The organism is Pseudomonas sp. LjRoot277, from assembly GCF_964253845.1.
Taxonomy (GTDB): domain Bacteria; phylum Pseudomonadota; class Gammaproteobacteria; order Pseudomonadales; family Pseudomonadaceae; genus Aquipseudomonas.
Map to the genome: position 1 here is coordinate 3,519,291 of NZ_CAXURI020000001.1, position 21,025 is coordinate 3,540,315.

A 21,025-nucleotide genomic window follows, 5' to 3' on the forward strand; every position below is an offset into this window, starting at 1 on the left:
ACTCGAAGGTAAGGCGTATCGGTGGTGTGCAGGCTTCGAACTCGAGTGCGCACACCGTCAACCCCGCTTCAAGGGCAGTTCGAGTCGGCGTAGTGATTTCAAATTGAACGGGCCGATGCGTCTTTTGCTGCATCACGATGGCACGTGAAGACACGTGATTCCCCCGCAACGTCTCGGACGCAGCTTCGTCAGATCGCAAGCCCGAAGTTTGCTATCGATTGCCAAATCGAAAAGCGCCAGATCTCTCACTTTTGAAGCAAGCTCAAGCCTGATCCGGATTCCCCAGATATCTCGCAAACGCAGCGGTGATTTTTGGCCAACCAGCTTTCCCTTGTTTCAAGGTAAGCGACTCACAGGTGTGACAGTTTTCATGGAGGGACCTCCTTCTTGTGGGAGGTCAAGGATCGTCGGGTGAACGCATACCGACATGTTGGTGGCGGTCATCGATGCTAATCGACCAGTGCTGGGCCTTACGAGCCAACATTGCTCCGAGCCCGTCCCTCGCCTGGATACTGCAAGCACCAGCCATGCTGATAGAATTGGGCAGGTTTCACAAAGCGCCCCTCTGAGGCAGAGCATGATTAAAGAATTGACGGAAGAAGAGATGCGCCGAGCGCTGTTCGGTTACGCAGAGGTACCTACGCCGGTTAACGCGCCCAGTGTGCAAGAAGCCAATCAGGCCGGCGTGACCGTGACGCCAGCAAAGGCAGCGACAAAAAATGGGGGTTCGAAAGCCTTCACGCCGAGGCTAAGGGTCACCCTCCGGGTAGGAAATGAATTCGAAGGTGAAACGTACGAGATAATCCATGAGGCCGATACGCTGAGCACCCTCTTGGCAGAGCAAGAAGCTACCAAGGCTGCGAGGAAAAAGTTCACGTATGTGGAAGTGATTTCGGTCAAGTCGATGTAACAGCGATCTCACTTAGCTCGCGCCAAGACTTTGAACCGTCCTGGCAACGCACAGCTTCGCCAAAGCATATGTCGGGCCTGTCACCTCAAACGAAGCTTCCAAGGACAGGCTACTGTCGACCCATAGCTGCCGGTGAGCAACGGCAGAGTTTGGCCAATAGAAGATATTGGAAAGGTTTTAAAGGGCGATCCCTCTTTTGCATGCCTTTCATTCGAAGGCTCGGGGCCACAAGTTGTATCGATCTTTTCATCGGAGTCTTCGGAGGGAGCTTGCTGTGGTAGCCCATAGCCGCTAGTACTTAAACGTAACCCGATGAGGATGCCAGGATGCCCCCAAGATTTGTTGTTGTTCCCGCAGTACCGAAGGAGGCGGGCGCAATACGCCATGGGGCTCGCTTCTACTGCCAAACCGATCCGATAGGTTTCGACATTTATGACAATGAGAAAAAGCGAAGGCTGAACAAAAGCCATCCCAGTCGAGACGAAGCTGAAGCTGAGTGCCGTCGGATCAACCTATAGCGACCCGCTAGCGCTGTATCTACCCGAGTAGAAGGGGGAATCATGAAATGCGCGTGCTGGATTTGCTGGGGTGATGCTTGGCGTAAAGGCATTTACGGTGACTCGGACGAACTGGTATGCCTGGGGTGTGGCCGGTACAGAATCAGCAGGAGTTTTTTGAAGGAGAATCTGGGCAAGAGTTTCGACGTCCAGAAAATGAGAGAGGAGCTTGAACGCTGGCGCACTCTGGGACAGGTGCCTGTCGTGAACTTCCACAACGCACGCTTTACCTGGAAATACCCTGAAAACGACGACAGACTCGTTGGCTGGCCTAGCCGTTAGGATCAGTCGTGCTTTTTACCAATTGAGAGAGTCTGTTGGACGTCGTCTAAGGCCTGCCATGGGAGGATTCCTAAAGGTGCCCTCACGCAGCCTGTCCCATGAAGAAATGCTTTGTCCCTATCGAGTTCAGACTGCTCCGCATGGCAAGTCTTGCAGCTGACGACGCCGTGGGAAATCGTCCAGTTTGCATTCCATTCCAGAAGTTTTTCGGCCGGTGTCATTGGAGTAACGCTCTCTGGGAACAACACGAGTTTGTCGAGTTTCTTAGCCTCTGTACGGATGACAAGCGCTGAGTCGTAGCAGTTCAATTGACCGACTGCTTTTGGCCGTTTTTTGCCTGTCGGGAAGGACGGCAAACGACCCAATATGCCGGTGGCGACAGGCGTCATCTGCCCAAAGCGGTCTTCCATCGAAGATTGCCTTCGGAACAGTGCCCATTCAAGTATCAATGTCTGGATAAGTCCATTGGGGCCGATTCGCGAACGGCTTTCCTTCTGAGCTACGGCAATATCGGTCCGCTTCAATCTGCCAGTACCGATGTATGCAGAACATCGGTACTGGCTTCGGCGCTACTTGACCTCCTCAACCTCATAATTCACATAGCCGAACTCGTTGCTGCGAGCGGCCATGTATTTGCCGTTTTGCTCGAAGACTGTGGCCTCGAAGGGGGTGCCGCCGAGTGTTGTCACTAGATGTCCGTCCTTGATTTCATATTTGGCCGGCACGCCAAACTGGCCGTCATGCAGCATGTTCAGGTATTCCCCTTGCATAGACGGCTTGCCATCGACGCTGGTGACCAGGCGTTGGCCTTCGGTGCCATAGACGATCTCGAACGTCTGGCCGGTGACGGTATTGCGTACCTTGATGGTTTTACCCACCACGTAGGCTTGCAACTGCTCGTCAGTGAGCGCTTTGGCGCCTTCGGTTTTCAGCTGGTCGATGGTTTTTCCAGCAGCGACAAGCTTGCTGTCCTCAACTGTCGGCGTGTACCAGATCGGCGAAGTCCACGCACGTTCCTGGACGGTGGCCGAGACATCGGCCGGTGGTGGCACTTGCAACTTGGACGCGTCATAGGTGCTCCAGCGCGGGGTCGGAATCTGTAGCACGCGAGCGTAGTAGAACGCGTGCTGGGCCGGATCGAAATCCGGATCGACCCAGACTTTTTTCAGCTCGGTGGCACCAATGGTATTGGTGTAAGTCGCCTTGGAAACATCGACCGTGGAGCCCACCGATGGGATTTTGCCGGTGGCCTGGTCCGGTTGGCGATCACCGGACCAGGCGACGTCGTAGATCTTCTCGAAGGTCTGGCCGTTTTTGGTCCAGCCCTTGATGATCTGGATTCGGTCGAGGTTGCCATCGTCGGCATCCTTGACCGCCCACACCACGAAGGACGGCGCCTGTTTACCCTGTTTACCCTGTTTTGCCGGCAAGTCGCCGCCCATGGGAACGCCCTTGGCGTAGGCAGCATGCACCCAGTCCTTTTCATTCCACACACTGCTGTCGAAACCCCAGCCACCAAACATGCGCACGGGGATGCGCACGCCGCTGGTGCCATAGACCTCTTTGCGCTTCATGGCATCGAAGATCGACTCACGGGTGTTCTCTTCGGCCCAGACACCGGCCAAACCGGAGGTGCTGGTTTGCAAGGCAATCATCCCCGAGTTCTGTTTGCCGGAAAGACGCGCCGCCGGGGTGCTGTCGGTAAAACCGTGGGAGCCGAAGTTGTAGCTCTGTGAATAAGGAATCACCCCGTTGTGCGAGTCGCTGGCGCCGACCACGCCCATTTTGTAAGGGTTGTATCCACGAGTTTGCTGCAAAGCCATGCCGTTTTGCCAGGCTTGCCTGATGTAACTGCCATTGAGTTTCGACGTGCTGTTGTCGATGCCGAGTAGGAAATTCATGATTTCATAGTTGGCAAATTCGTCTGTCGGCGACAGTTCGGGGTGGGTTTCCGAGGTGCCCTTTACCTGGTGAATTTCGGTGAGGGATTCATTGCGCATCCGCGTCTCGGCCCAGGCGGCATCGATGGGGCGGCCACGCTCATCTACGTCCACCGGAAACATCAGGCCGTTGCTGAGGTTGGCATTGTGGGAGATCGCCAGCACCTCGTTGCCTTTTTTGCGTTGATCGTCCATCCAGCCCCACAAATCCTCCGGTTTGCCCGAATCGAGGGCCGTGAAGGGCAGGTCCGGCACCTTCTTCGAGTCGCGGAAAAACACATTGCGGTGCATGTTTTGATTGTTGGGGGCTGAGGTCCATTCATAGGCGACAAACGTGGTGAACTTGCCGGGTTTGTAGTACTTGTCGGCGATGGCGATGTTCTGCTGCCAGATACTGCCGGCAACCTTCGGATCAATCAGCTCCTTGATCGGGTGGCTCAAACTGCCGGCGATCCATTTGAACACCCGGTTGAAATCTTCCGGGGTTTTGACAATCAGCTTTTGCGCGATGGGCAGCTTGCTGAAGTCTGACTTCGGATCGTTGGCCAGGGCGATCACGCCCACGTATTCCGAGTGGTCGGTCACGCCATGGAAATCCAGCGGGCGACCCTTGAGTTGCACTTCAAACCCCATTGGATGCTTGATCGGCATCCCAAGTGAGTATTGGTACGTCTGCTCGGGATCGACCTGGTGGTTGCCGATCAGGTAGGCATCAATCGACCAGGAGCTGTGCGAGTGCGTCTGGCCAAAGTAAACCTGGCGATCCGGGTTGCTCTCTGCCAATGCCAGCGCGCTGACAGTTAACACGGCGCAACCGAGCAGTGTTGGCGCGGTGAAGTGTGTAGGGTTTTTCATATTCCACGTCTCCGGAATACGGCAATGACAGGGTGCAACTCAGGACAAGAAACTCAAGACTCTTTGGAAAAACCAGAAGGCAGCCAGCGTACCCAACCCGTAAGAAGCAATCGGTCGGGCATACAGGACTGCGGGCCGTGGCAGCCGACAACGCAGCAACAGTGCGCGCAGGCTCAACGCGACGGCGACGAACATCAGCTGGCCGATCTCGACGCCGACATTGAAGGTGAGCAGCGCCAGCGGCAGATCACGCTGCGGCAAACCGATTTCTGCCAGCGCACCGGCAAAACCGAAGCCATGCAACAAGCCAAAACAGAACGCCACCACCCATGGCCACTGGAGAGTGAAACTGGTTTCGTCACGGTTCTTGCGGGCGATTTCCACTGCCAGCAACAGAATGCTCAGCGCTATCGTCGCTTCCACAGGAGGGCCGGGCAGCCGCACCGCACCCAGTGTCGCGAGTGCCAGAGTGATGGAATGGGCGAGGGTGAATGCGGTGATGGTCTTCACCAGCATCCAGCCATTACCCACCAGCAGCAGGAGACCGAAGACGAACAGCAGGTGATCGAGGCCCCCCAGGATGTGTTGGATGCCATGGACCAGAAATGCACCGGCCATCGAAAACGCTCCCGGCGTGGCAGTGATCTCTATCCAGGGTTGCGCAGGGTGGACCAGGGTGGTCGTCAGGCTGCCATCCAGGCGTGAGACACGCACCAGCACATCGGTGATGCTCGCTTGCAGGCCGATGAATTCAATACGTTGCCCGACCAGTCCTGCGGGACCGGCATCAATGACGCGACGCTCGATCAGTGAATCGTTCAGTTCGCTTTCCACGGGCTCAACGACAGTACGCACACCTTCGGCAAACCGGAGCGTAATCGGTAGCCGCATGCCTGAAAGCACCGGCGTGCGCCACAGTACGTCATAGCGCCCGGCGGCCGTTTCGTTGAGTGCCAGGTAAGCAGGGCGCGACTCATGGGCGATGGCCGTTAGCCCCACGAACCAGAGCACCAACGGCAGCCATACCGTGCACCGCATCACGGCCGCTCCTTGTGTGTGGCGGCAATCGCACCGGCGGAAGCCGGTATCATCACCACGACCTCATAGCGTGCTTTCAATGCATCGAAATTCGCGCGTTTCGATGCGCTGCGTTGTTCGGACAACCAATCGGACTTGACCTGCTGGGCCACGGCTTCTAAGGGCGGAGGAGGTGATTTGGCCAACGCGTCAATCCACACCAGGTGCCAGCCAAAACCCGACTCCACAGGCCCCACCCAGCTACCCGACGTTTGCTTGAACAATGAAATGGCGAACGATGAACCAAAGACCCGCGCCACCTGATCCTGGGATTGTTCTGAGTAGGCGTTTTTAAACATGAAGGCATCGCCTTCACCACTGTTTTTGTCTGTCAGGCCACTCAAGGCAGCCTGAGCCTGCACTTGCGCATCCGCACCACGTTTGTCCAAAGCGAAAAACAAATGATGGAAGGTCAAAAGTGGCGGCGGGGCATATTGGTCCTGATGCTGGTTGTACCAGGCCTCCAGTACACCGGGTGTCGGCTCGCGAAGTGACGCTACATCCTCGGCGAGGAAATCCATTTTTTGCGCCAGTCGACGGCGAATAATAGTGTCGTCTTTATCCAGGCCAAGTTTCAGTGCTTCGCGATAGAGGATTTCCTCTTTAACATATTCATCAATCAGGCCCTGCAACTGTTGCTCCGATGCGGGTCGTTGCCATCGCGCCAGCCAGGAAATCGCGATCCGCTGAACAACTTCAGGGGTGATTTCGATGCGTTGCGGATCTTGATCAAGGGTTGAGCGGTGTAAACCTCCGTACAGCACAAAGAGTGAAAAACCGGCAATTAGAAAATGAAAAAGCGGCTGGCGAATGCATCGCTTGATTAACGAAAGTCGAGATTCTTTCGCTTCGCAGACGCTTAAGTTCATGACTTATTGCCCCACGCTATACTCGAATGGTTTTCGAACACAGTGGAGTATTGCTGTTGGATTGGAACTTTCCACCAAGGCTAATCACGATAAGCACTAAGACTTAGTCGCAATCGGATTAACCAATTCCTCAGGACTGTACAGTCTTGCACCCATGCAGCCCGGGATGGAGCGCCCATATGACGAAAGGACTGCTTGTTTTCGCCGCGATCATCGAGGCAGCCACTGGCGTGGCGCTGATACTTGTCCCGTCGCTGGTAGGGCAACTTCTGCTTGGCATCGAACTGACGGGCGTCATCGTCCCCGTGGCCGGCATCGCCCTCATCGCATTGGCCGTCGCCTGCTGGCCCGGCTCACCCTTGTTCGGCATGTTGATCTATAACGCAGCCGTGACGGTGTATCTCACCTACGTTGGCATCTCGGGCAATTCGAGTGGGGTTCTCTTGTGGCCCGTGGTCATCCTGCACGGAGTCATGACGGTACTTTTGATTCGAGCAATGACCAGGGAGACTTCACATTGAGCCAATTCTGTTGAAAAACTCGACTTCGGTTGTCATGGCTGAAAAGTACGCGTTTGAGATTAAAGTCCGAGACTTGCGAAGAAGATTCAGGACCAGATTTGATGTGGCCGCGTGCAAAAAAAGAAGCTTTCATCGTTCAATGCATTGCTAGCCAGGCCCGGCCGACTTTTACGTCACAATCGGCCGATTGCAGTCTGTCACGAAGGGTTGTAATGGACCTAGGCTGTGTGAAAACGCCTGCGATTGTCTAATCTTCTGATCGTCTAGATCGTGGCGGGGACGATCATGAAACGATTCATTGAAGGTGAGGCTCGGACGCAAGTCACGTTGCTGCCGGAGTGCCTGGACGATTACGTAGCCGAAGAAAACCCAGTGCGCGTGGTCGACGTTTTCGTCGATGAACTCGACTTGGGCGCACTTGGGTTTGAGGGTGTCGATCCTGCTGCAACGGGGCGTCCGGCCTACCATCCCGCGATCTTGCTGAAGATCTATATTTACGGCTACCTCAATCGGATTCAGTCCAGCCGCCGGCTTGAGCGCGAGGCCGAGCGCAACGTCGAGTTGATGTGGCTGACCGGGCGTTTGACTCCTGACTTCAAAACCATCGCCGATTTTCGCAAGGACAACGGCAAAGCCATTCGCAGCGTCTGCCGCCAGTTCGTAGTGCTTTGCCGTAACCTCAATCTCTTCTCTCAATCGATCATCGCCATCGACGGCAGCAAATTCAAAGCCGTCAACAACCGCGACCGCAACTTCACCCAGGGCAAAGTGAAGGCGCGCATGCAGCAGATCGAGCAGAGCATTGATCGATATCTAGCGGCGATGGATTCGGCGGATCGGGCAATGCCCGAAGTGGCCGAGGCCAAGGCCGAGCGGCTGAAAGAAAAGATCGAAACGCTGAAACAGCAGATGCAAAAACTCAAGGACATTGAGACGCAACTCCACGACAGTCCAGACCAACAAATCTCCCTCACAGACCCAGATGCACGCTCAATGGCCACGAGCGGCCGAGGCACCGGAACGGTTGGCTACAACGTCCAAACAGCCGTCGACGACAAACACCACCTGATCATTGCCCACGAGGTGACCAACGTTGGTAATGACCGTGGGCAACTCAGTAATATGGCGAACCAGGCGCGTGAAGAGATCGGCGCTGAGTCGCTGGGACGGTGGTGGCCGACCGAGGTTATTACAAGGGTCTGGAAATCCTTGCGTGCGAGCAGGCGGGCATAACCACCTTCGTACCGAAACCCCTGACATCGGGCAGCAAAGCCGAAGGCCGATTTGGCAAGCAGGACTTCATCTACGTTGCTGCATCGGACGAGTATCGATGCCCTGCGGGACAGTTACTGACCCGGCGGCATTCTTCGGTGGAAGACGGCATGCTACTGCACTGTTATTGGTTCTCGGGCTGCCAGTCCTGCGCAATGCACAAGCAATGTACGACGGGTGAGGAGCGCTGGGTAAAGCGCTGGGAACATGAGGCGGTAATCGACGCGATGCAGGTACGGCTGGAAAATGATCCAACGATGATGAGGCGTCGCCGACAGACCGTTAAACATCCTTTTGGAACGCTCAAATACTGGATGGGAAGTACCCACTTCCTGACCAAAACCCTGCCGAGGGTAAGCACCGAGATGAGCCTTCACGTGCTCGCCTACAACCTCAAACGAATGATGAGCATCTTCGGCATCGCAGGATTGCTTGAAGTGATCAGGGCGTGAATCCAGCCGCTTGCTCGCCCGTGAGTGGTTGTTTGGGCCGCTGACGCGGCCCAAACAACATTTACGAACGCCTATGTCGCTGACTAGGGCAATTCGCGCTTCCGTCTGCTGGTTTCACAAGCAACGCCCGTAGCTCTCAGCTTTCGACGTATTCAGTGCGTTTTCACACAGCCTGGACCCATAGCGGTCATCCGCCTCTGTGCGATAACGCCTTACTTTGAGTGGAAGTAGGCTTCCCCTGGTCTGGGTCGAGAGTGTCTAGAGGACCACTGAGAGAGCAGCTCTTTTTTCTGAAGCTTTGACGACGTACCGTTTATTCTTAAGTGACCACCAATCCCCACTGAAACACCCTCGGACACACGCAGCCAGTATCTCAACGCAAGGGCTATCAACGCCTTGGCAGCATACGGGTTAAGGTGTTGTCGCCCACGTAGTAATGATGGAACAACCCCGCCGCCGCATGTAGACCGATCAGCCAATAACCGGCGCTGCCGAGCAGTTCGTGCCAATACTTGAATTGCTTGGCCAAGTCAGGATCGACCGCCACCGGCGCTGGCAGGAAAAAACCGAAATAAGGCATCGGTTTACCTCCTGCTGCCAGCATCAGCCAGGCCAGTAATGGCGTGGCGATCATCAGTACATACAGCGCCAGATGCATCAAGTGAGAGGTGCCGATCTGCCAGGCGGGCAACGTTGGCGTGATGTGCGGGCGTGGTGTCAGTCGTCCAAGCAGACGGACCCAGACCAGGGCAAAGATGCTAAGACCGAACAGCCCGTGTAAACCGAGAAACAAGCCTCTCAAAGTATCGCCGCGTGGCGACAGTTCCTTGATTTCGATGCAAACGTATACGCCGACGAACAGCGCCAGCATTAGCCAGTGCAAAGTGATCGACAGCTTTCCGTAGCGCTGAGTTGTTTTATCGCGAGTCATTGTGGGCCTCATGCAGGTAATAGGCTGCCGACTTATTCGAACAGCCTGGGCCCAGTCATCGAGCCGACGGCCGTTACACTGCCCGCCAAGCCTTAAGGCAATCTGAAGACCACTTCGTCCAAACTTTTCTCACCTTCAGACTTCGTTAAGAAATGCGTTTGATACTTCTCCCCAATTGCTCCGGGGAGGTGTTTTTCAATGTCCGATTTCAACTGGAATGTTCAGTTGCCGCTGCATTTCGGCCAAGCCGAAACACGGCAGATGCATCTCGTCAGAGCACTGCCGGATGACCCTCAACGGTGCGCCTTCGAAACCTTTATCCAGCAACGTTTTCGCAAGGCCCACGGTGCCGACATTCGCCACTTCATGCCGGAGTTGTTTGGCATGAGCGATGCGCTCGGCGTGCTGTATGCGGTGGTGGGTGTACGTCTGGCAAGCGCCGGACCGCTGTTTCTTGAGGGTTATCTGGACGAAGCGATTGATCCGCTGATCAGTGCCGCCGCGGACCTGGCCATAGACCGTTCGGTTATCGTCGAGGTGGGTAATCTGGCGGCAAGCAGCACAGGAAGTGCACGACTGAGCATTATCGCGATGACTTACCTGCTGGCCATGGGCGGTCTAGAGTGGGTGGCCTTTACCGGAAACCTGGGGCTGGTAAACAGTTTTCATCGCTTGGGTTTGAAACCTGTGACGCTGTGTGCCGCCGACCCTGCGCGGCTGGGCGAGGACCGCCACGCCTGGGGCAGTTACTACGAAAGCAAGCCTTGGGTCCACGTTGGCAACATACGCGCCGGGTTCATTCATCTAAGCAACATTGGCCTGTTTAGCCGTTTGGGCTTGCCAACGTCCATGGAGGGGGCCTGCCATGTCGCCTGAAATGGAACGTTTCAAACAGACCCTGCGCAACCATGCCGAGCGTAAAACCAATACCACTGCGTTATGGGACGATCAGCAAAAGCTGGACTACGCCACGCTGTATGCCGAAGTTGTTTATCGCCAGCAGCGCTTGCGTGATGAACACGTCAAAGTGATCGCATTGGCGCTGGGCAATGGCGTCGAAGCTATGCTCTGGGACCTTGCGATATTGTGCGAAGGCCTGACCTGTGTGGCCTTGCCGCCTTTTTTCAGCCCGGCGCAACGTAAACATTGCCTGGAACAAAGCCAAGCCGAACGGGTGATCGCCGAGCCTTCATTGCAAGAGGAACTGCAAGCGGCCGGTTACCAGAAGAGCGGCGAGTTCTGGTGCCGCGCTTTCAGCGACCCGAGCCGCTTGCCTGAACGCACCGCCAAACTGACGTTCACCTCGGGCACTACAGGTACCCCAAAAGGTGTGTGCTTGAATGCCGACAGTATTCTGCGGGTCACCCGCGAACTGGACCTAGCCAGCAAAACCACCGATCCGCAACACCATCTGGCCCTGCTGCCGCTGGCCATTTTGCTGGAAAACATTGGTTGTTATGCGGCGTTGCACGCTGGCGCCACATTGAGTCTGCCAAGCCAGAAAACACTGGGCATTCAAGGCGCCAGTGGTGTGAGTGCGCCGCAACTGCTGGGATGCCTGGCCAGCCGATGTCCCCAAAGTCTGATCCTAGTGCCACAGTTGCTGCTAATGCTGGTCAGCGCTGCCGAGCAGAAAGCCTTTGATCCTCGGCACCTGCGTTTTGCCGCCGTGGGTGGTGCCCGGGTTTCCGAAGATTTACTGCGGCGTGCTGAGCGTGTGGGCATTCCGGTCTACGAAGGTTACGGTTTGTCGGAGTGTGCGTCGGTGGTGTGCCTCAATCGTCCGCAAGCACGGCGCCTCGGCAGTGTTGGACGGCCACTGTCCCATGTGGAGATTTGCCTGGCCGACGACGGCGAAGTGCTGATCAAGGGTTCGACCCTGCTGGGCTATCTGGGGGACGCGCCGAACACCACTGAGTGGTGGCCCAGCGGTGATCTCGGTGAATTCGACGCTGAAGGTTTTCTTTACATCAAGGGCCGCAAGAAGCATCAATTCGTCACCAGTTTCGGGCGCAACGTGAACCCCGAATGGGTCGAGGCAGAACTGACCCAGCGCCGCCATATCGCCCAGGCCTTCGTCTACGGCGAAGCCATGCCACGCAACCATGCGCTGCTCTGGCCCCATCACCCTGACTGCACTCATGAGCAACTGGCCGCCGCCGTGGCCCAGGCCAACGAGGCTTTGCCCGATTACGCCCAAGTCCATCACTGGACTCGTCTTAGCCAACCCTTCACCTCCACCAATGGCTTGCTGACAGCCAATGGTCGACCACGCCGAGATGCCATCGTCGAGCGCTACCGGGCGCAACTGACCGAATCGGCATTTTCCGAGGAATCCGCACCATGAGTTTTTTCGAAACGCTGCAAGAAGCCACTCAACAAGAACGCATGACGTTGTTCAACCTGCCGATTATCCGGGATGCGTTGGAGGGCAACGTCAGTCTGGAAAGCTACCGGGCATTTCTGACGCAGGCCTATTACCACGTGCGCCATACCGTGCCGTTGATGATGGCCTGCGGTGCGCGCCTGCCATTGCGCCTGGAATGGCTGCGTGAAGCGGTGTGCGAATACATCGAGGATGAATACGGTCATGAAAAATGGGTACTCAATGACATCGAGGCTTGCGGTGGCAATAGGGACGCCGTGTGCGACGGGCGCCCGTCCTTGCCTATCGAATTGATGGTCAGTTTCCTTTACGACCTGATTGCCCGAGACAACCCGGTGGGGCTGTTCGGCATGGTCAATGTGCTCGAAGGCACCAGCATCGCCCTGGCCACCCACGCCGCCAGCAGCATTCGCGAACGCCTGGACCTGCCGGAAAGCGCCTTCAGCTACCTCAGTTCCCACGGCTCTTTGGATATTGAGCACATGCAGACCTACCGGCGATTGATGAACACGCTGGACGATCCGGATGACCAAGCCGCCGTCATTCATGCTTCAAAAGTGGTTTACGCGCTGTACGCCGACATGTTCCGTGGCTTGCCGCGCGACGGGGAGAACCTGCATGCGCCTGTCTGAAGCTCGTGTCGTGTTGACCGGTGCCAGCGGTGGCATCGGTCTGGCCATCGCCACGGCCCTGTGCGCCAGTGGTGCACATGTGTTGGCAGTGGCTCGACATAGGGTACCGTTGGAGCCTTTGCTCAAGCGCTACCCAAAAAACGTGTGCTGGGTGGGCGCCGATCTGACCGTCCTCGCCGAGCGCCGGGAGGTGCTGGCAGAGGCCGAAAGCATGGGGCGCATTAACCTGCTAATCAATGCCGCCGGCGTTAATCATTTCGCCATGCTCGAACAACTGGATGACAACGAGATCAACGCGATGCTGGCGGTGAACATCAGCGCGCCGATCTGCCTGACCAAAATCCTGCTGCCGCTGCTCAAGCAGGCCGACAGCGCCATGGTGGTAAACGTCGGTTCGACATATGGCTCCATTGGCTACGCCGGGTACGCCAGTTATTGCGCCACCAAATTTGCCCTGCGCGGATTTTCCGAAGCCCTGCGCCGGGAGCTGGCAGACACGCGAGTCAGCGTGCTCTACGTCGCCCCGCGAGCCACCCACACCAGCATGAATAGCCCGGCAGCCCAGGCGCTGAACGATGCGCTCAAGGCCAACGTCGACGATCCGCAAACCGTGGCGACCGCTGTGATTCACGCCATTGCCGGTGATCGTCGCGACTTGTACCTGGGATGGCCGGAACGCTTTTTCGTACGCCTCAATAGCCTGCTGCCGCATCTGGTGGACCGAGGCCTGCGCAAGCAATTGCCGCTGATCCGCCGCCTGAGCCAGAAAACAGACCAGGAGAATCTCAAACCATGAAAAATATCATCGCTTGCCTGCTATTTGGAGCCTTGAGCCAGAGTGTCTGGGCGCTGGACGCTGCCGATCAGCAGCGCCTGAACGGTATCCAGCAAAGCTGGGCGCATATTCAGTACGAATTGCCGGAGGGGCAGCGAACCGCCGCATTTGAAAAGCTGGCTGCACAAGCTTCAAGCTTCACCCAAGAGCGTCAAACGGTTGCTGAAGCGTGGATTTGGTCCGGCATCGTCACCAGCAGTTGGGCCGGTGCCCAGGGAGGACTGGGGGCGCTGAGCAAGGTCAAGGAGGCCAAGGCCGATCTGGAAAAAGCTCTGGCTATTGACCCCAAGGCGCTGCAAGGCTCGGCCTACACTAGCCTCGGCGCGCTGTATGACCGTGTACCGGGTTGGCCCATCGGTTTTGGCGACTCGGACAAGGCCGAGCAGTTACTCGAACTCGCCCTGCGTATGAACCCCAGTGGCATCGATAGCCTGTACTTCTGGGGCGATCACCTCTACCGTCAAAAGCGTTACGTTGAAGCCAAGGCTGCGCTACAAAAAGCACTGCTTGCGGCGCCTAGACCCGGACGCGAAACCGCCGATGCCGGTCGTCGTAAGGAGATCGAAGCACTGTTGGTGGACGTGAACAAGAAACTCAGTTGACAGGAGTCCGTGTGCGCTTATTACTGATAGAGGATGACGTGGCCCTCGGCGAAGGCATACATCAGGCCCTGGGTCGCGAAGGTTACACCGTCGACTGGTTGCAGGACGGCAGCAGCGCTTTGCATTCACTGCTCAGTGAAACCTTTGATCTGGCGGTGCTCGACCTTGGCCTTCCACGCATGGACGGTCTCGAAGTACTGCGGCGTTTGCGTGACAGTGGCTCCAATCTGCCGGTGCTGATCCTTACAGCGCGGGATGCCACCGAAGACCGCATTGCCGGGCTGGATGCCGGGGCCGATGATTACCTGATCAAACCTTTTGACCTGGCGGAATTGAAAGCCCGCATACGTGCGCTCCTGCGTAGAAGTGCCGGGCGCGCACAATCGTTGATCGAGCACGCGGGTATCAGCTTGAATCCCGGCACTCAGCAAGTCAGCTATAAGGGCCAGCCCGTGGCCCTGACGCCCAAGGAATACCAACTGCTCCACGAACTGCTTTCGCCACCCGGGCGGGTGATGACCCGCGATCATTTGATGCAACTGCTGTACGGCTGGAGCGAGGAAGCCGAAAGCAACACTCTGGAAGTACACATCCATCATTTGCGCAAGAAATTCTCCACTGACCTGATCCGCACCATCCGTGGTGTCGGTTATCTGGTGGAGGAACGTGGATGACCTCGATCAGGCGGCGCACCCTGACGCTTATCATCGGCCTGATGCTGGCCGGTCTGGCCGTGATCAGCCTACTCAATCTGCACGACAGCAACCACGAAATCGCCGAAGTCTATGACGCACAACTGGCCCAGAACGCCCGCCTGCTACAAGGCGTCATGCGCATGCCCATGTCCGGCAAAGAACATGCTGATCTGTATCGGGCCTTCAATCAGGCCCTGAGTGAAGCGGAGCCAAGGGTCGACGGCCATCCCTACGAGACGAAGATTGCCTTTCAAGTCTGGAACCCCAAGAACGAAGTGCTGGTACACACGGCTAGCGCGCCGTCCTTCAATACACCGCCAAGAACGCCAGGCTTCAGTGATGTCGTCGACCTGAGCAATCGCCACTGGCGTGCCTTTCTGCTAGAAGACAAGCAAAACGGTTTGCGCATCTGGGTGGGGGAACGAGACGACGTCCGCTCGGACCTGGTGGACCGGATTGTGCGCCATACATTGTGGCCCAATATTCTGGGAAGTTTGATGCTGGCCGCAATGATCTGGTTAGCTATCGGCTGGGGGTTGAAGCCTCTGGTCAATATGGCTGCGACATTACGGGCGAGGCATCCTGGCTCACTCGATCCCTTGCAGTTGACACCGCTACCCATTGAGCTTGAGCCCATGCAGGCAGCCCTCAACCGAATGCTCGCACAGATTCAGGAGGTGATGGGGCGTGAGCGACGATTTATCGCTGACGCCGCCCACGAGATGCGCACACCACTCGCCGTGCTCAGGGTGCACGCCCAAAATCTTATGGAGGCGGGGAGTGAAGATGATCGTCGCGCCTCACTTGAACACCTCATCGCCGGCGTGGACCGTACCAGTCGGCTGGTTAACCAATTGCTCACGATGGCCCGCATCGAACCTCAAGCAGGAACTCAAACGCCTGCACCGATTGATCTGGCAGCCACCGTTCGCGACAGCCTGGGTCAGTTAACTCCCTGGTTGTTGAGCAAGGATCTCGAACTGGTCTTCGATGTCACCGCCGACATCAGCCCTGTGAGAGTAGACCCCGCTGCCATTGATATTGCCTTGAACAACCTGGTAACCAATGCGGCGAATTTCTCCCCGCTGCATGGAGTGATCACTGTAAGGTTGAGCAAAAAAGACAATCGCTACGAACTATCCGTCGAAGACGAGGGGCCGGGAATCAACGAGGAGGATCGCGAGCGGCTTTTCGAGCTTTTTTACAGTCGCGGAAACGACCAGGGCGCAGGATTGGGGCTGACCATCGTTCAGGCCATTGCTGTTCGTTTGGGTGGTCAAGTCAGGTTAGAGAATCGGATGCCTGTAGGGTTGTGCGTAACGTTAGAGATTTGTCGTTTATGACCCGGCCATTCATGTTTTGATTGACCGTTTGAATCCACAGCTGATTGCTGTATCTCATCAAGGGACACTCATTATCTGGACTGGTTAAAAGACATTATTTCCTGTCTTTTCTCGCCTCGGGTTTCCCCAACAATCCGCGCGGCATCTCGTGAGGGCGGCATGCCGAATACCCGTGCGTAATCGCGGCTGAATTGTGTCGCGCTTTCATAACCGACCTCGAACACTGCACTCGTGACACTTTTGGCGTTGGCCACCAGCAGCGTCCGCGCCTGAAGCAAACGAACCCTTTTTTGATACTGCAACGGGCTCAGCGCGGTGACGGCTTTGAAGTGCCGGTGAAAGGCCGACACGCTCATCGCCGCTTGTTGCGCCAGTGTCTCCACACGGATGGGCTTGGTGAAGTCGCGACGAATGTACTGGATGGCCAGGCTGACCCGAGCCATGGCGCTATCGGGTGCCGCAATATCGCGCAGCATCCAGCCTTGGGACCTTGCAAAACACGGTACAGAATCTCCCGTTCGTAGGCAGGTGCCAGGCCGCAATTTCCTCAGGTCGGCCCATCAATCGCAGCAAGCGAACCCAGGCGTCCATCAGGTCGGGCGTGACAGCGGCTACCGAAAAACCTGCTTCCTTGTCGTAATGCCCGATGGGCTTTCGCAGGTCCGCCAGCAGCGTTGCCAGGACCGTCGGATCAAGTGTCAGGCTGACCGCCAGATAAGGCTCACCGGAAGCAGCAGGGTGTACTTGACCGACCGCAGGCAACTCGATGGACATGACGAAATAAGTCGCCGGGTCATAGAGACGCGTGCGGTCTCCGATGGTCATTGATTTGCTGCCTTGCAGGATCAGGTTGATCATCGGCACTTAAACCGCAGCCAGCAGGTGCTCAGGGATTTCGCCCTGGACCATGGCTCAATCTGGTTTTCCCCACTCCGGTGGGACCAATCAAGAGGGCTGACGATGGATCCTTACGTTTACGTGTTATATGAAAACATTTAGTTATCAGACGCCATGCCTCTTGATAGTCTGGGTGCACAGACTGTGCAGGCGGCCAGCGCCTTTAGAGTGTCAGCAATGTTGATATCGTTTGCGGAAATGTTCATAGCCTGGCCACCTTGAACGTAGGAATCAGCCGTTCATTACGCCACCGCCATTGACACCCTGTATCTGCCCGGTTATGAAACTGGCTTTCTCCGAGGCGAGGAATATCACTGCTGCGGCACTTTCCTGCGCCGTTCCCAATCGCAGCATCTGGCTGAACCGTGCGGGTGTGAATGCGGGCTTGCTCGCGAGAGCGGTGTGGCACCGAGCATCAATATCGAATGGTGAGCCGCCTTCGCGAGCAAGTTTGCTCCCACATTGATCGGGTTCCGGTCTTTTAAGTCACCCAAAGTCGATTTTTGGATCGCCTTGATCGAGGATGAACGGCACACCGCCGACGCTATCGCTTAAGGCAGCGCATAGAGCTTGAACAGCTTCCTGGTTGTGTCGCTGACGCCTCCCAAGTGCCTGTCGTATGCCAGCTCGATCTCACCCGAACGGTACATTTCACTCAGCGCGGTATCCACCAGCAAGCGGAAGCGTTCATCGTCCCGCTCGACCATCATTGCGGTCGGTGAGTAGTCAAAGATGCGGTCCAGCAATACAAGATTCTTGTCAGGATATGTGTTGTCGAGGATGTGTGTCAGCACCATGCGCTCAGCGAAGAAAGCATCAGCTTTGCCATTGGCAACCAGTTTGAGCCCTGCATTCGCGTCTTCGACTGTGACCCGCGTCACCGTTACGCCCAGCGCGCGCAGTTGGTCGCGGACCCACTGGTCAATGACGCTGCCAGCGACTGTCGCATAAGTCATGTTGGCCAGACCGCGATTGACAGACGCGCGCCAGGCCGGGCCGGTCTTGTCCACCTGGCCATTCAGCACTTTGAGCAACCCGGCAGGCGCATTCTTGCGTACCACGACCGAAAGACCGGCGGTGTAGATAGGAATCGAGAAGTTGACTGTTTTGCGTCGCTCCAGTGTTGCCAGTGTCGGCGTGCAAACGATGTCAACTTTTCCGGTGCTGATGGCATCGACTTCTTCGTTAATCTTGAGAGGCTGATAGCGTACTTGCAAAGAGGGTAGCCCAAGTTCGTTCTTGACCTTGTCGACCACCTTCAGGCACAGGTCGATCCCATAGCCGCTGGCCTTGTCACCTTCCTGGGTGCTGAACGGAGCGAAGTCAGGAAAAAAGCCCAGGGTGAGCGATTGCCCGGTCTGCACGCGCTCAAGGGTACTGGCATTTGCTATTACCGGTATCAGCGTGATGACGCAGGCAAGCATCAGGTTGGCGGCATTGTTCAGTGGTGCGTTCATACCCCGTTCTCCCACTTTCTGATTCGTGTGCTTCTTTCAGTCAGCCAGTTCTTCTGGTGAAACAACCCACACGCTGCACGGCATTTTGTACAGCAGATGTTCCACCGTACTGCCGACCAATCGGCCCATGCCACGATGGCCTATACGGCCCATGACGATTACGTCGATGTCATAGGCATCAGCGTAGCTGGAAAGAACCTTGGCCGGATTGCCCATGATCATGTGCTGGCGCTCCGGCGGGATCCCGTTGCGCTCGGCCAGCTCGCGGAAGGCATCGGCCTGTGCATCGAACAGAGTCTTGGCAGTACCTGAGGAAAAGAATGCAGAGGCGTTGTCGAAGCCGAATTCGTCGGCGCTGATGGAGGACAGGTCATGGGCATAGATCACATCGAGCGTCGCATTACAGGTGCTCGCCAGTTTTGAGGCCTCGCGCAGAATCCGGTCGTTGAAACCTTCGTATTGGCCATCGCGATGGAAAGGATCAACTGCGGCGACAATCTTGCGTGGCAGGGCGTGCTCCACGTGACTGACAAAATGCAAAGGCACGGGGCATTCACGCAGTAAATGAATATCAAGGGGCGTGAACATCAGGCGTGACAGCAGCGATTCGTACTCAAGAGCCTTGATCAGTGCGGCCATCGGCTGTTCTTTGAGGTGAATGAGGATTTCCTGCAAGGGTCTTTCCACCCAGACCACTTCAGTGGTGACGTGCACTCCGATTTTGCGTAAGGGACGGGCCTGCTCTTCCAGCCATTGGCGATGACGCTCGACATACCCGAGTCGCATCTGCTCCAGCGCTTGTTCGTTGACCATCCCGGCCGTCGCCAGCCCTTCCAGGTAATCGAACGCCACAATATGCAATGCCGCACCCGAAGCCTTGGCCAACGCTGCGGCCCGGTCGAAAGCGGGGCTGTTTTCCATCAGGGGCGAGACGACCAGCATGAAACGTGATTGCTCAGACATGACAAATCTCCCGTAGGTAATCCAGAAACGCCTGTGCTCAATGGCAACGGTGCGTCTGGGCAGTGAAGCCTTAGGCTCATCCTGCCGCTTGCCGGGGAGGGGAGATTGATTTTTGTCAAACTGGCGAGGGACGAAAAATTCCGTCCGACGTGCGGTTAGTCGCACCGAGTCCATCATGAAATGGTTGACCATTATCAACCTCCCGTCCGTCATTGCGGCGCAGTCTTCAGGGCGTGCTGAACTCAAGCGCAAGAATAGGATTGGAGGGATCGCCATGGCGAGCATGAGAGCGGGGCATCCATGATCGAAACCTTGGGCTTGGCGGGAGTGGCCGCTGCGCTGGGGATCGGCATGCTCATCGGTCTTGAACGCGAACGGCACAAGGGGCGAGGGGACAGCCGTGCCTGTGCTGGCTTGCGTACGTTTGCGATTACCGCGTTGTTGGGTTACGGGGCAATGTTGGTCGGTGGTGGTCTGCTGGTGGGGATCATGGCTTTCGGACTGGCAATGCTGGTCTGCGTGGCGTATTGGCGAAGCTTGAGTAACGACCCGGGTGTGACCAGCGAAGTGGCGTTGCTCACGGTGTTGGTATTGGGTGCGTTATGTAGCACCGCGCCTGAGCTGGCCATTGTCATTGGTGTGGTGATTGCCGGGCTGCTGATGTACCGGCAGAAGGTGCACCACTTTGCCCGCAGCCAACTGACCGAAGCGGAAATGCGCGACGGGTTGGTGTTACTGATTGCTGCACTGGTGGTGCTGCCATTGGCACCGGACCGTTTCATCGGCCCCTACGCCGCCATCAACCTGCGCACCATTTGCACCCTGACCGTATTGCTGATGGCGGTGGGTGCGATGGGGCATATCGCTGTGCGTACCTTGGGCAGCCGTTATGGCTATGCGATCAGCGCCATAGCTTCCGGGTTTGCTTCCAGTACCATGACCATCGCCGCCATGGGGCATCTCGTTACCAAAGAGCCAGAGCACATCAAAATTCTGAGCGCGGCAGCGATACTGTCCAATCTGGCTACCGTCACCCAGGTCGGCCTGATCCTGGGGGCGGTCGATACCGGCCTGTTGCGTCACATGTGGGGTCCGCTGTTATGCGGTGCTGCTGCCACGGCGTTATGGCCTGGGCTTAATGTTTCCCACGCCTACGACCGACGCCAACCAGCCGATCAAGGTGGGTGGTGCGTTCAATCTCAAGCTGGCCCTGGTCGTCACGTTGACCATGACCGGTATCACTTTTCTGTCGTCAGTGATGCTCAGCCACTTTGGCGAGGTAGGGGTGATGTTGACCGCGACCCTTACCGGTTTTGCCGATGCGCATTCCTCGACGGCGTCCATTGCCTCCCTGGCCAAGGCCGGGCTGTTGCCTTTCGATGCCATTGCCGACCCCGCGCTGATTGCTGTCAGCAGTAACTCGCTGAGCAAATGCCTGGTGGCCTGGGTCAGCGGCGGACGACGGTTCGCCGCTTATGTGATCCCCGGCCAGGTGTTGCTGACACTGGCGATGTGGGTGGGCACCTTGTTGCACTGAGGCCCGTGTATT

Annotated in this window: 17 protein-coding genes and 4 pseudogenes; 11 read left to right on the forward strand and 10 right to left on the reverse strand. The window is 56.8% G+C overall.

The window, feature by feature from the left end; genetic code table 11:
• Window positions 1-10 precede the first annotated feature (10 nt).
• Window positions 11-324 (reverse strand): annotated as a pseudogene (locus tag ACSQ87_RS16575) (integrase); the annotation flags it as partial.
• A 253-nt stretch (window positions 325-577) separates the two neighbouring features.
• Here ACSQ87_RS16575 and ACSQ87_RS16580 point away from each other — a divergent pair.
• Window positions 578-910 carry a hypothetical protein gene (locus ACSQ87_RS16580; RefSeq protein WP_436273813.1) on the forward strand — a complete coding sequence of 111 codons (333 nt, stop codon included), beginning with the start codon at window positions 578-580 and terminating at the stop codon, window positions 908-910.
• Between the two features lie 841 nt (window positions 911-1,751).
• Here the strand turns inward: ACSQ87_RS16580 and ACSQ87_RS16585 are convergent.
• From ACSQ87_RS16585 to ACSQ87_RS16600, 4 genes are all read right to left on the reverse strand, one after another.
• Complete coding sequence (locus ACSQ87_RS16585; protein WP_436273814.1) at window positions 1,752-2,159, reverse strand: hypothetical protein; 408 nt, start codon at window positions 2,157-2,159, stop codon at window positions 1,752-1,754.
• 159 nt (window positions 2,160-2,318) lie between these two features.
• Window positions 2,319-4,544, reverse strand: a complete 2,226-nt coding sequence (locus tag ACSQ87_RS16590; protein WP_436273815.1) for a DUF3604 domain-containing protein — start codon at window positions 4,542-4,544, stop codon at window positions 2,319-2,321.
• 39 nt (window positions 4,545-4,583) lie between these two features.
• Window positions 4,584-5,582 (reverse strand): HupE/UreJ family protein, encoded by a 999-nt coding sequence (locus tag ACSQ87_RS16595; protein ID WP_436273816.1) that lies wholly within the window; start codon window positions 5,580-5,582, stop codon window positions 4,584-4,586.
• Window positions 5,582-6,490 carry a peptidyl-prolyl cis-trans isomerase gene (locus tag ACSQ87_RS16600; protein ID WP_436273817.1) on the reverse strand — a complete coding sequence of 303 codons (909 nt, stop codon included), beginning with the start codon at window positions 6,488-6,490 and terminating at the stop codon, window positions 5,582-5,584. The genes ACSQ87_RS16595 and ACSQ87_RS16600 overlap by 1 nt, the downstream gene beginning before the upstream one ends.
• 179 nt (window positions 6,491-6,669) lie before the next feature.
• On the opposite strand from ACSQ87_RS16600, the gene ACSQ87_RS16605 reads away from it, so the two are divergent.
• A complete protein-coding gene (locus ACSQ87_RS16605; protein WP_436273818.1) occupies window positions 6,670-7,011 on the forward strand; it encodes a hypothetical protein in 342 nt (113 codons plus the stop codon).
• A gap of 285 nt (window positions 7,012-7,296) precedes the next feature.
• Window positions 7,297-8,735: pseudogene (locus tag ACSQ87_RS16610) on the forward strand (IS1182 family transposase).
• Window positions 8,736-9,123: 388 nt separating this feature from the next.
• Here the strand turns inward: ACSQ87_RS16610 and ACSQ87_RS16615 are convergent.
• A complete protein-coding gene (locus ACSQ87_RS16615) occupies window positions 9,124-9,666 on the reverse strand; it encodes a cytochrome b (RefSeq protein ID WP_436273819.1) in 543 nt (180 codons plus the stop codon).
• A gap of 198 nt (window positions 9,667-9,864) precedes the next feature.
• On the opposite strand from ACSQ87_RS16615, the gene ACSQ87_RS16620 reads away from it, so the two are divergent.
• Genes ACSQ87_RS16620 through ACSQ87_RS16650 form a run of 7 tightly spaced genes read left to right on the forward strand, consistent with a single transcriptional unit; the run spans window position 9,865 to window position 16,159 of the window.
• On the forward strand, window positions 9,865-10,542 hold the full coding sequence (locus ACSQ87_RS16620; RefSeq protein WP_436273820.1) for a thermostable hemolysin: 678 nt from the start codon (window positions 9,865-9,867) through the stop codon (window positions 10,540-10,542).
• Window positions 10,532-12,013 carry an AMP-binding protein gene (locus ACSQ87_RS16625; protein WP_436273821.1) on the forward strand — a complete coding sequence of 494 codons (1,482 nt, stop codon included), beginning with the start codon at window positions 10,532-10,534 and terminating at the stop codon, window positions 12,011-12,013. The genes ACSQ87_RS16620 and ACSQ87_RS16625 overlap by 11 nt, the downstream gene beginning before the upstream one ends.
• On the forward strand, window positions 12,010-12,684 hold the full coding sequence (locus ACSQ87_RS16630; protein ID WP_436273822.1) for a TenA family transcriptional regulator: 675 nt from the start codon (window positions 12,010-12,012) through the stop codon (window positions 12,682-12,684). The genes ACSQ87_RS16625 and ACSQ87_RS16630 overlap by 4 nt, the downstream gene beginning before the upstream one ends.
• Window positions 12,671-13,480: an SDR family oxidoreductase gene (locus ACSQ87_RS16635; RefSeq protein ID WP_436273823.1), complete on the forward strand. Its 810-nt coding sequence runs from the start codon at window positions 12,671-12,673 to the stop codon at window positions 13,478-13,480. Before ACSQ87_RS16630 ends, ACSQ87_RS16635 begins: the two co-directional genes overlap by 14 nt.
• On the forward strand, window positions 13,477-14,121 hold the full coding sequence (locus ACSQ87_RS16640; protein WP_436273824.1) for a hypothetical protein: 645 nt from the start codon (window positions 13,477-13,479) through the stop codon (window positions 14,119-14,121). Before ACSQ87_RS16635 ends, ACSQ87_RS16640 begins: the two co-directional genes overlap by 4 nt.
• A gap of 11 nt (window positions 14,122-14,132) precedes the next feature.
• Window positions 14,133-14,795 (forward strand): response regulator, encoded by a 663-nt coding sequence (locus ACSQ87_RS16645; protein WP_095128450.1) that lies wholly within the window; start codon window positions 14,133-14,135, stop codon window positions 14,793-14,795.
• Window positions 14,792-16,159 carry an ATP-binding protein gene (locus tag ACSQ87_RS16650; protein ID WP_436273825.1) on the forward strand — a complete coding sequence of 456 codons (1,368 nt, stop codon included), beginning with the start codon at window positions 14,792-14,794 and terminating at the stop codon, window positions 16,157-16,159. The genes ACSQ87_RS16645 and ACSQ87_RS16650 overlap by 4 nt, the downstream gene beginning before the upstream one ends.
• Window positions 16,160-16,230: 71 nt before the next feature.
• On the opposite strand, the pseudogene ACSQ87_RS16655 reads toward ACSQ87_RS16650, so the two are convergent.
• From ACSQ87_RS16655 to ACSQ87_RS16670, 4 genes and pseudogenes are all read right to left on the reverse strand, one after another.
• Window positions 16,231-17,068: pseudogene (locus ACSQ87_RS16655) on the reverse strand (AraC family transcriptional regulator).
• A 219-nt stretch (window positions 17,069-17,287) separates the two neighbouring features.
• On the reverse strand, window positions 17,288-17,410 hold the full coding sequence (locus ACSQ87_RS16660; RefSeq protein ID WP_436273826.1) for an SDR family oxidoreductase: 123 nt from the start codon (window positions 17,408-17,410) through the stop codon (window positions 17,288-17,290).
• A gap of 197 nt (window positions 17,411-17,607) precedes the next feature.
• Entirely contained in the window at window positions 17,608-18,513 is a 906-nt protein-coding gene (locus ACSQ87_RS16665) for an amino acid ABC transporter substrate-binding protein (RefSeq protein ID WP_436273827.1), read from the reverse strand.
• A 36-nt stretch (window positions 18,514-18,549) separates the two neighbouring features.
• Window positions 18,550-19,476 carry a universal stress protein gene (locus ACSQ87_RS16670; protein ID WP_436273828.1) on the reverse strand — a complete coding sequence of 309 codons (927 nt, stop codon included), beginning with the start codon at window positions 19,474-19,476 and terminating at the stop codon, window positions 18,550-18,552.
• A gap of 351 nt (window positions 19,477-19,827) precedes the next feature.
• Here ACSQ87_RS16670 and ACSQ87_RS16675 point away from each other — a divergent pair.
• Window positions 19,828-21,013 (forward strand): annotated as a pseudogene (locus ACSQ87_RS16675) (MgtC/SapB family protein).
• Window positions 21,014-21,025 lie beyond the last annotated feature (12 nt).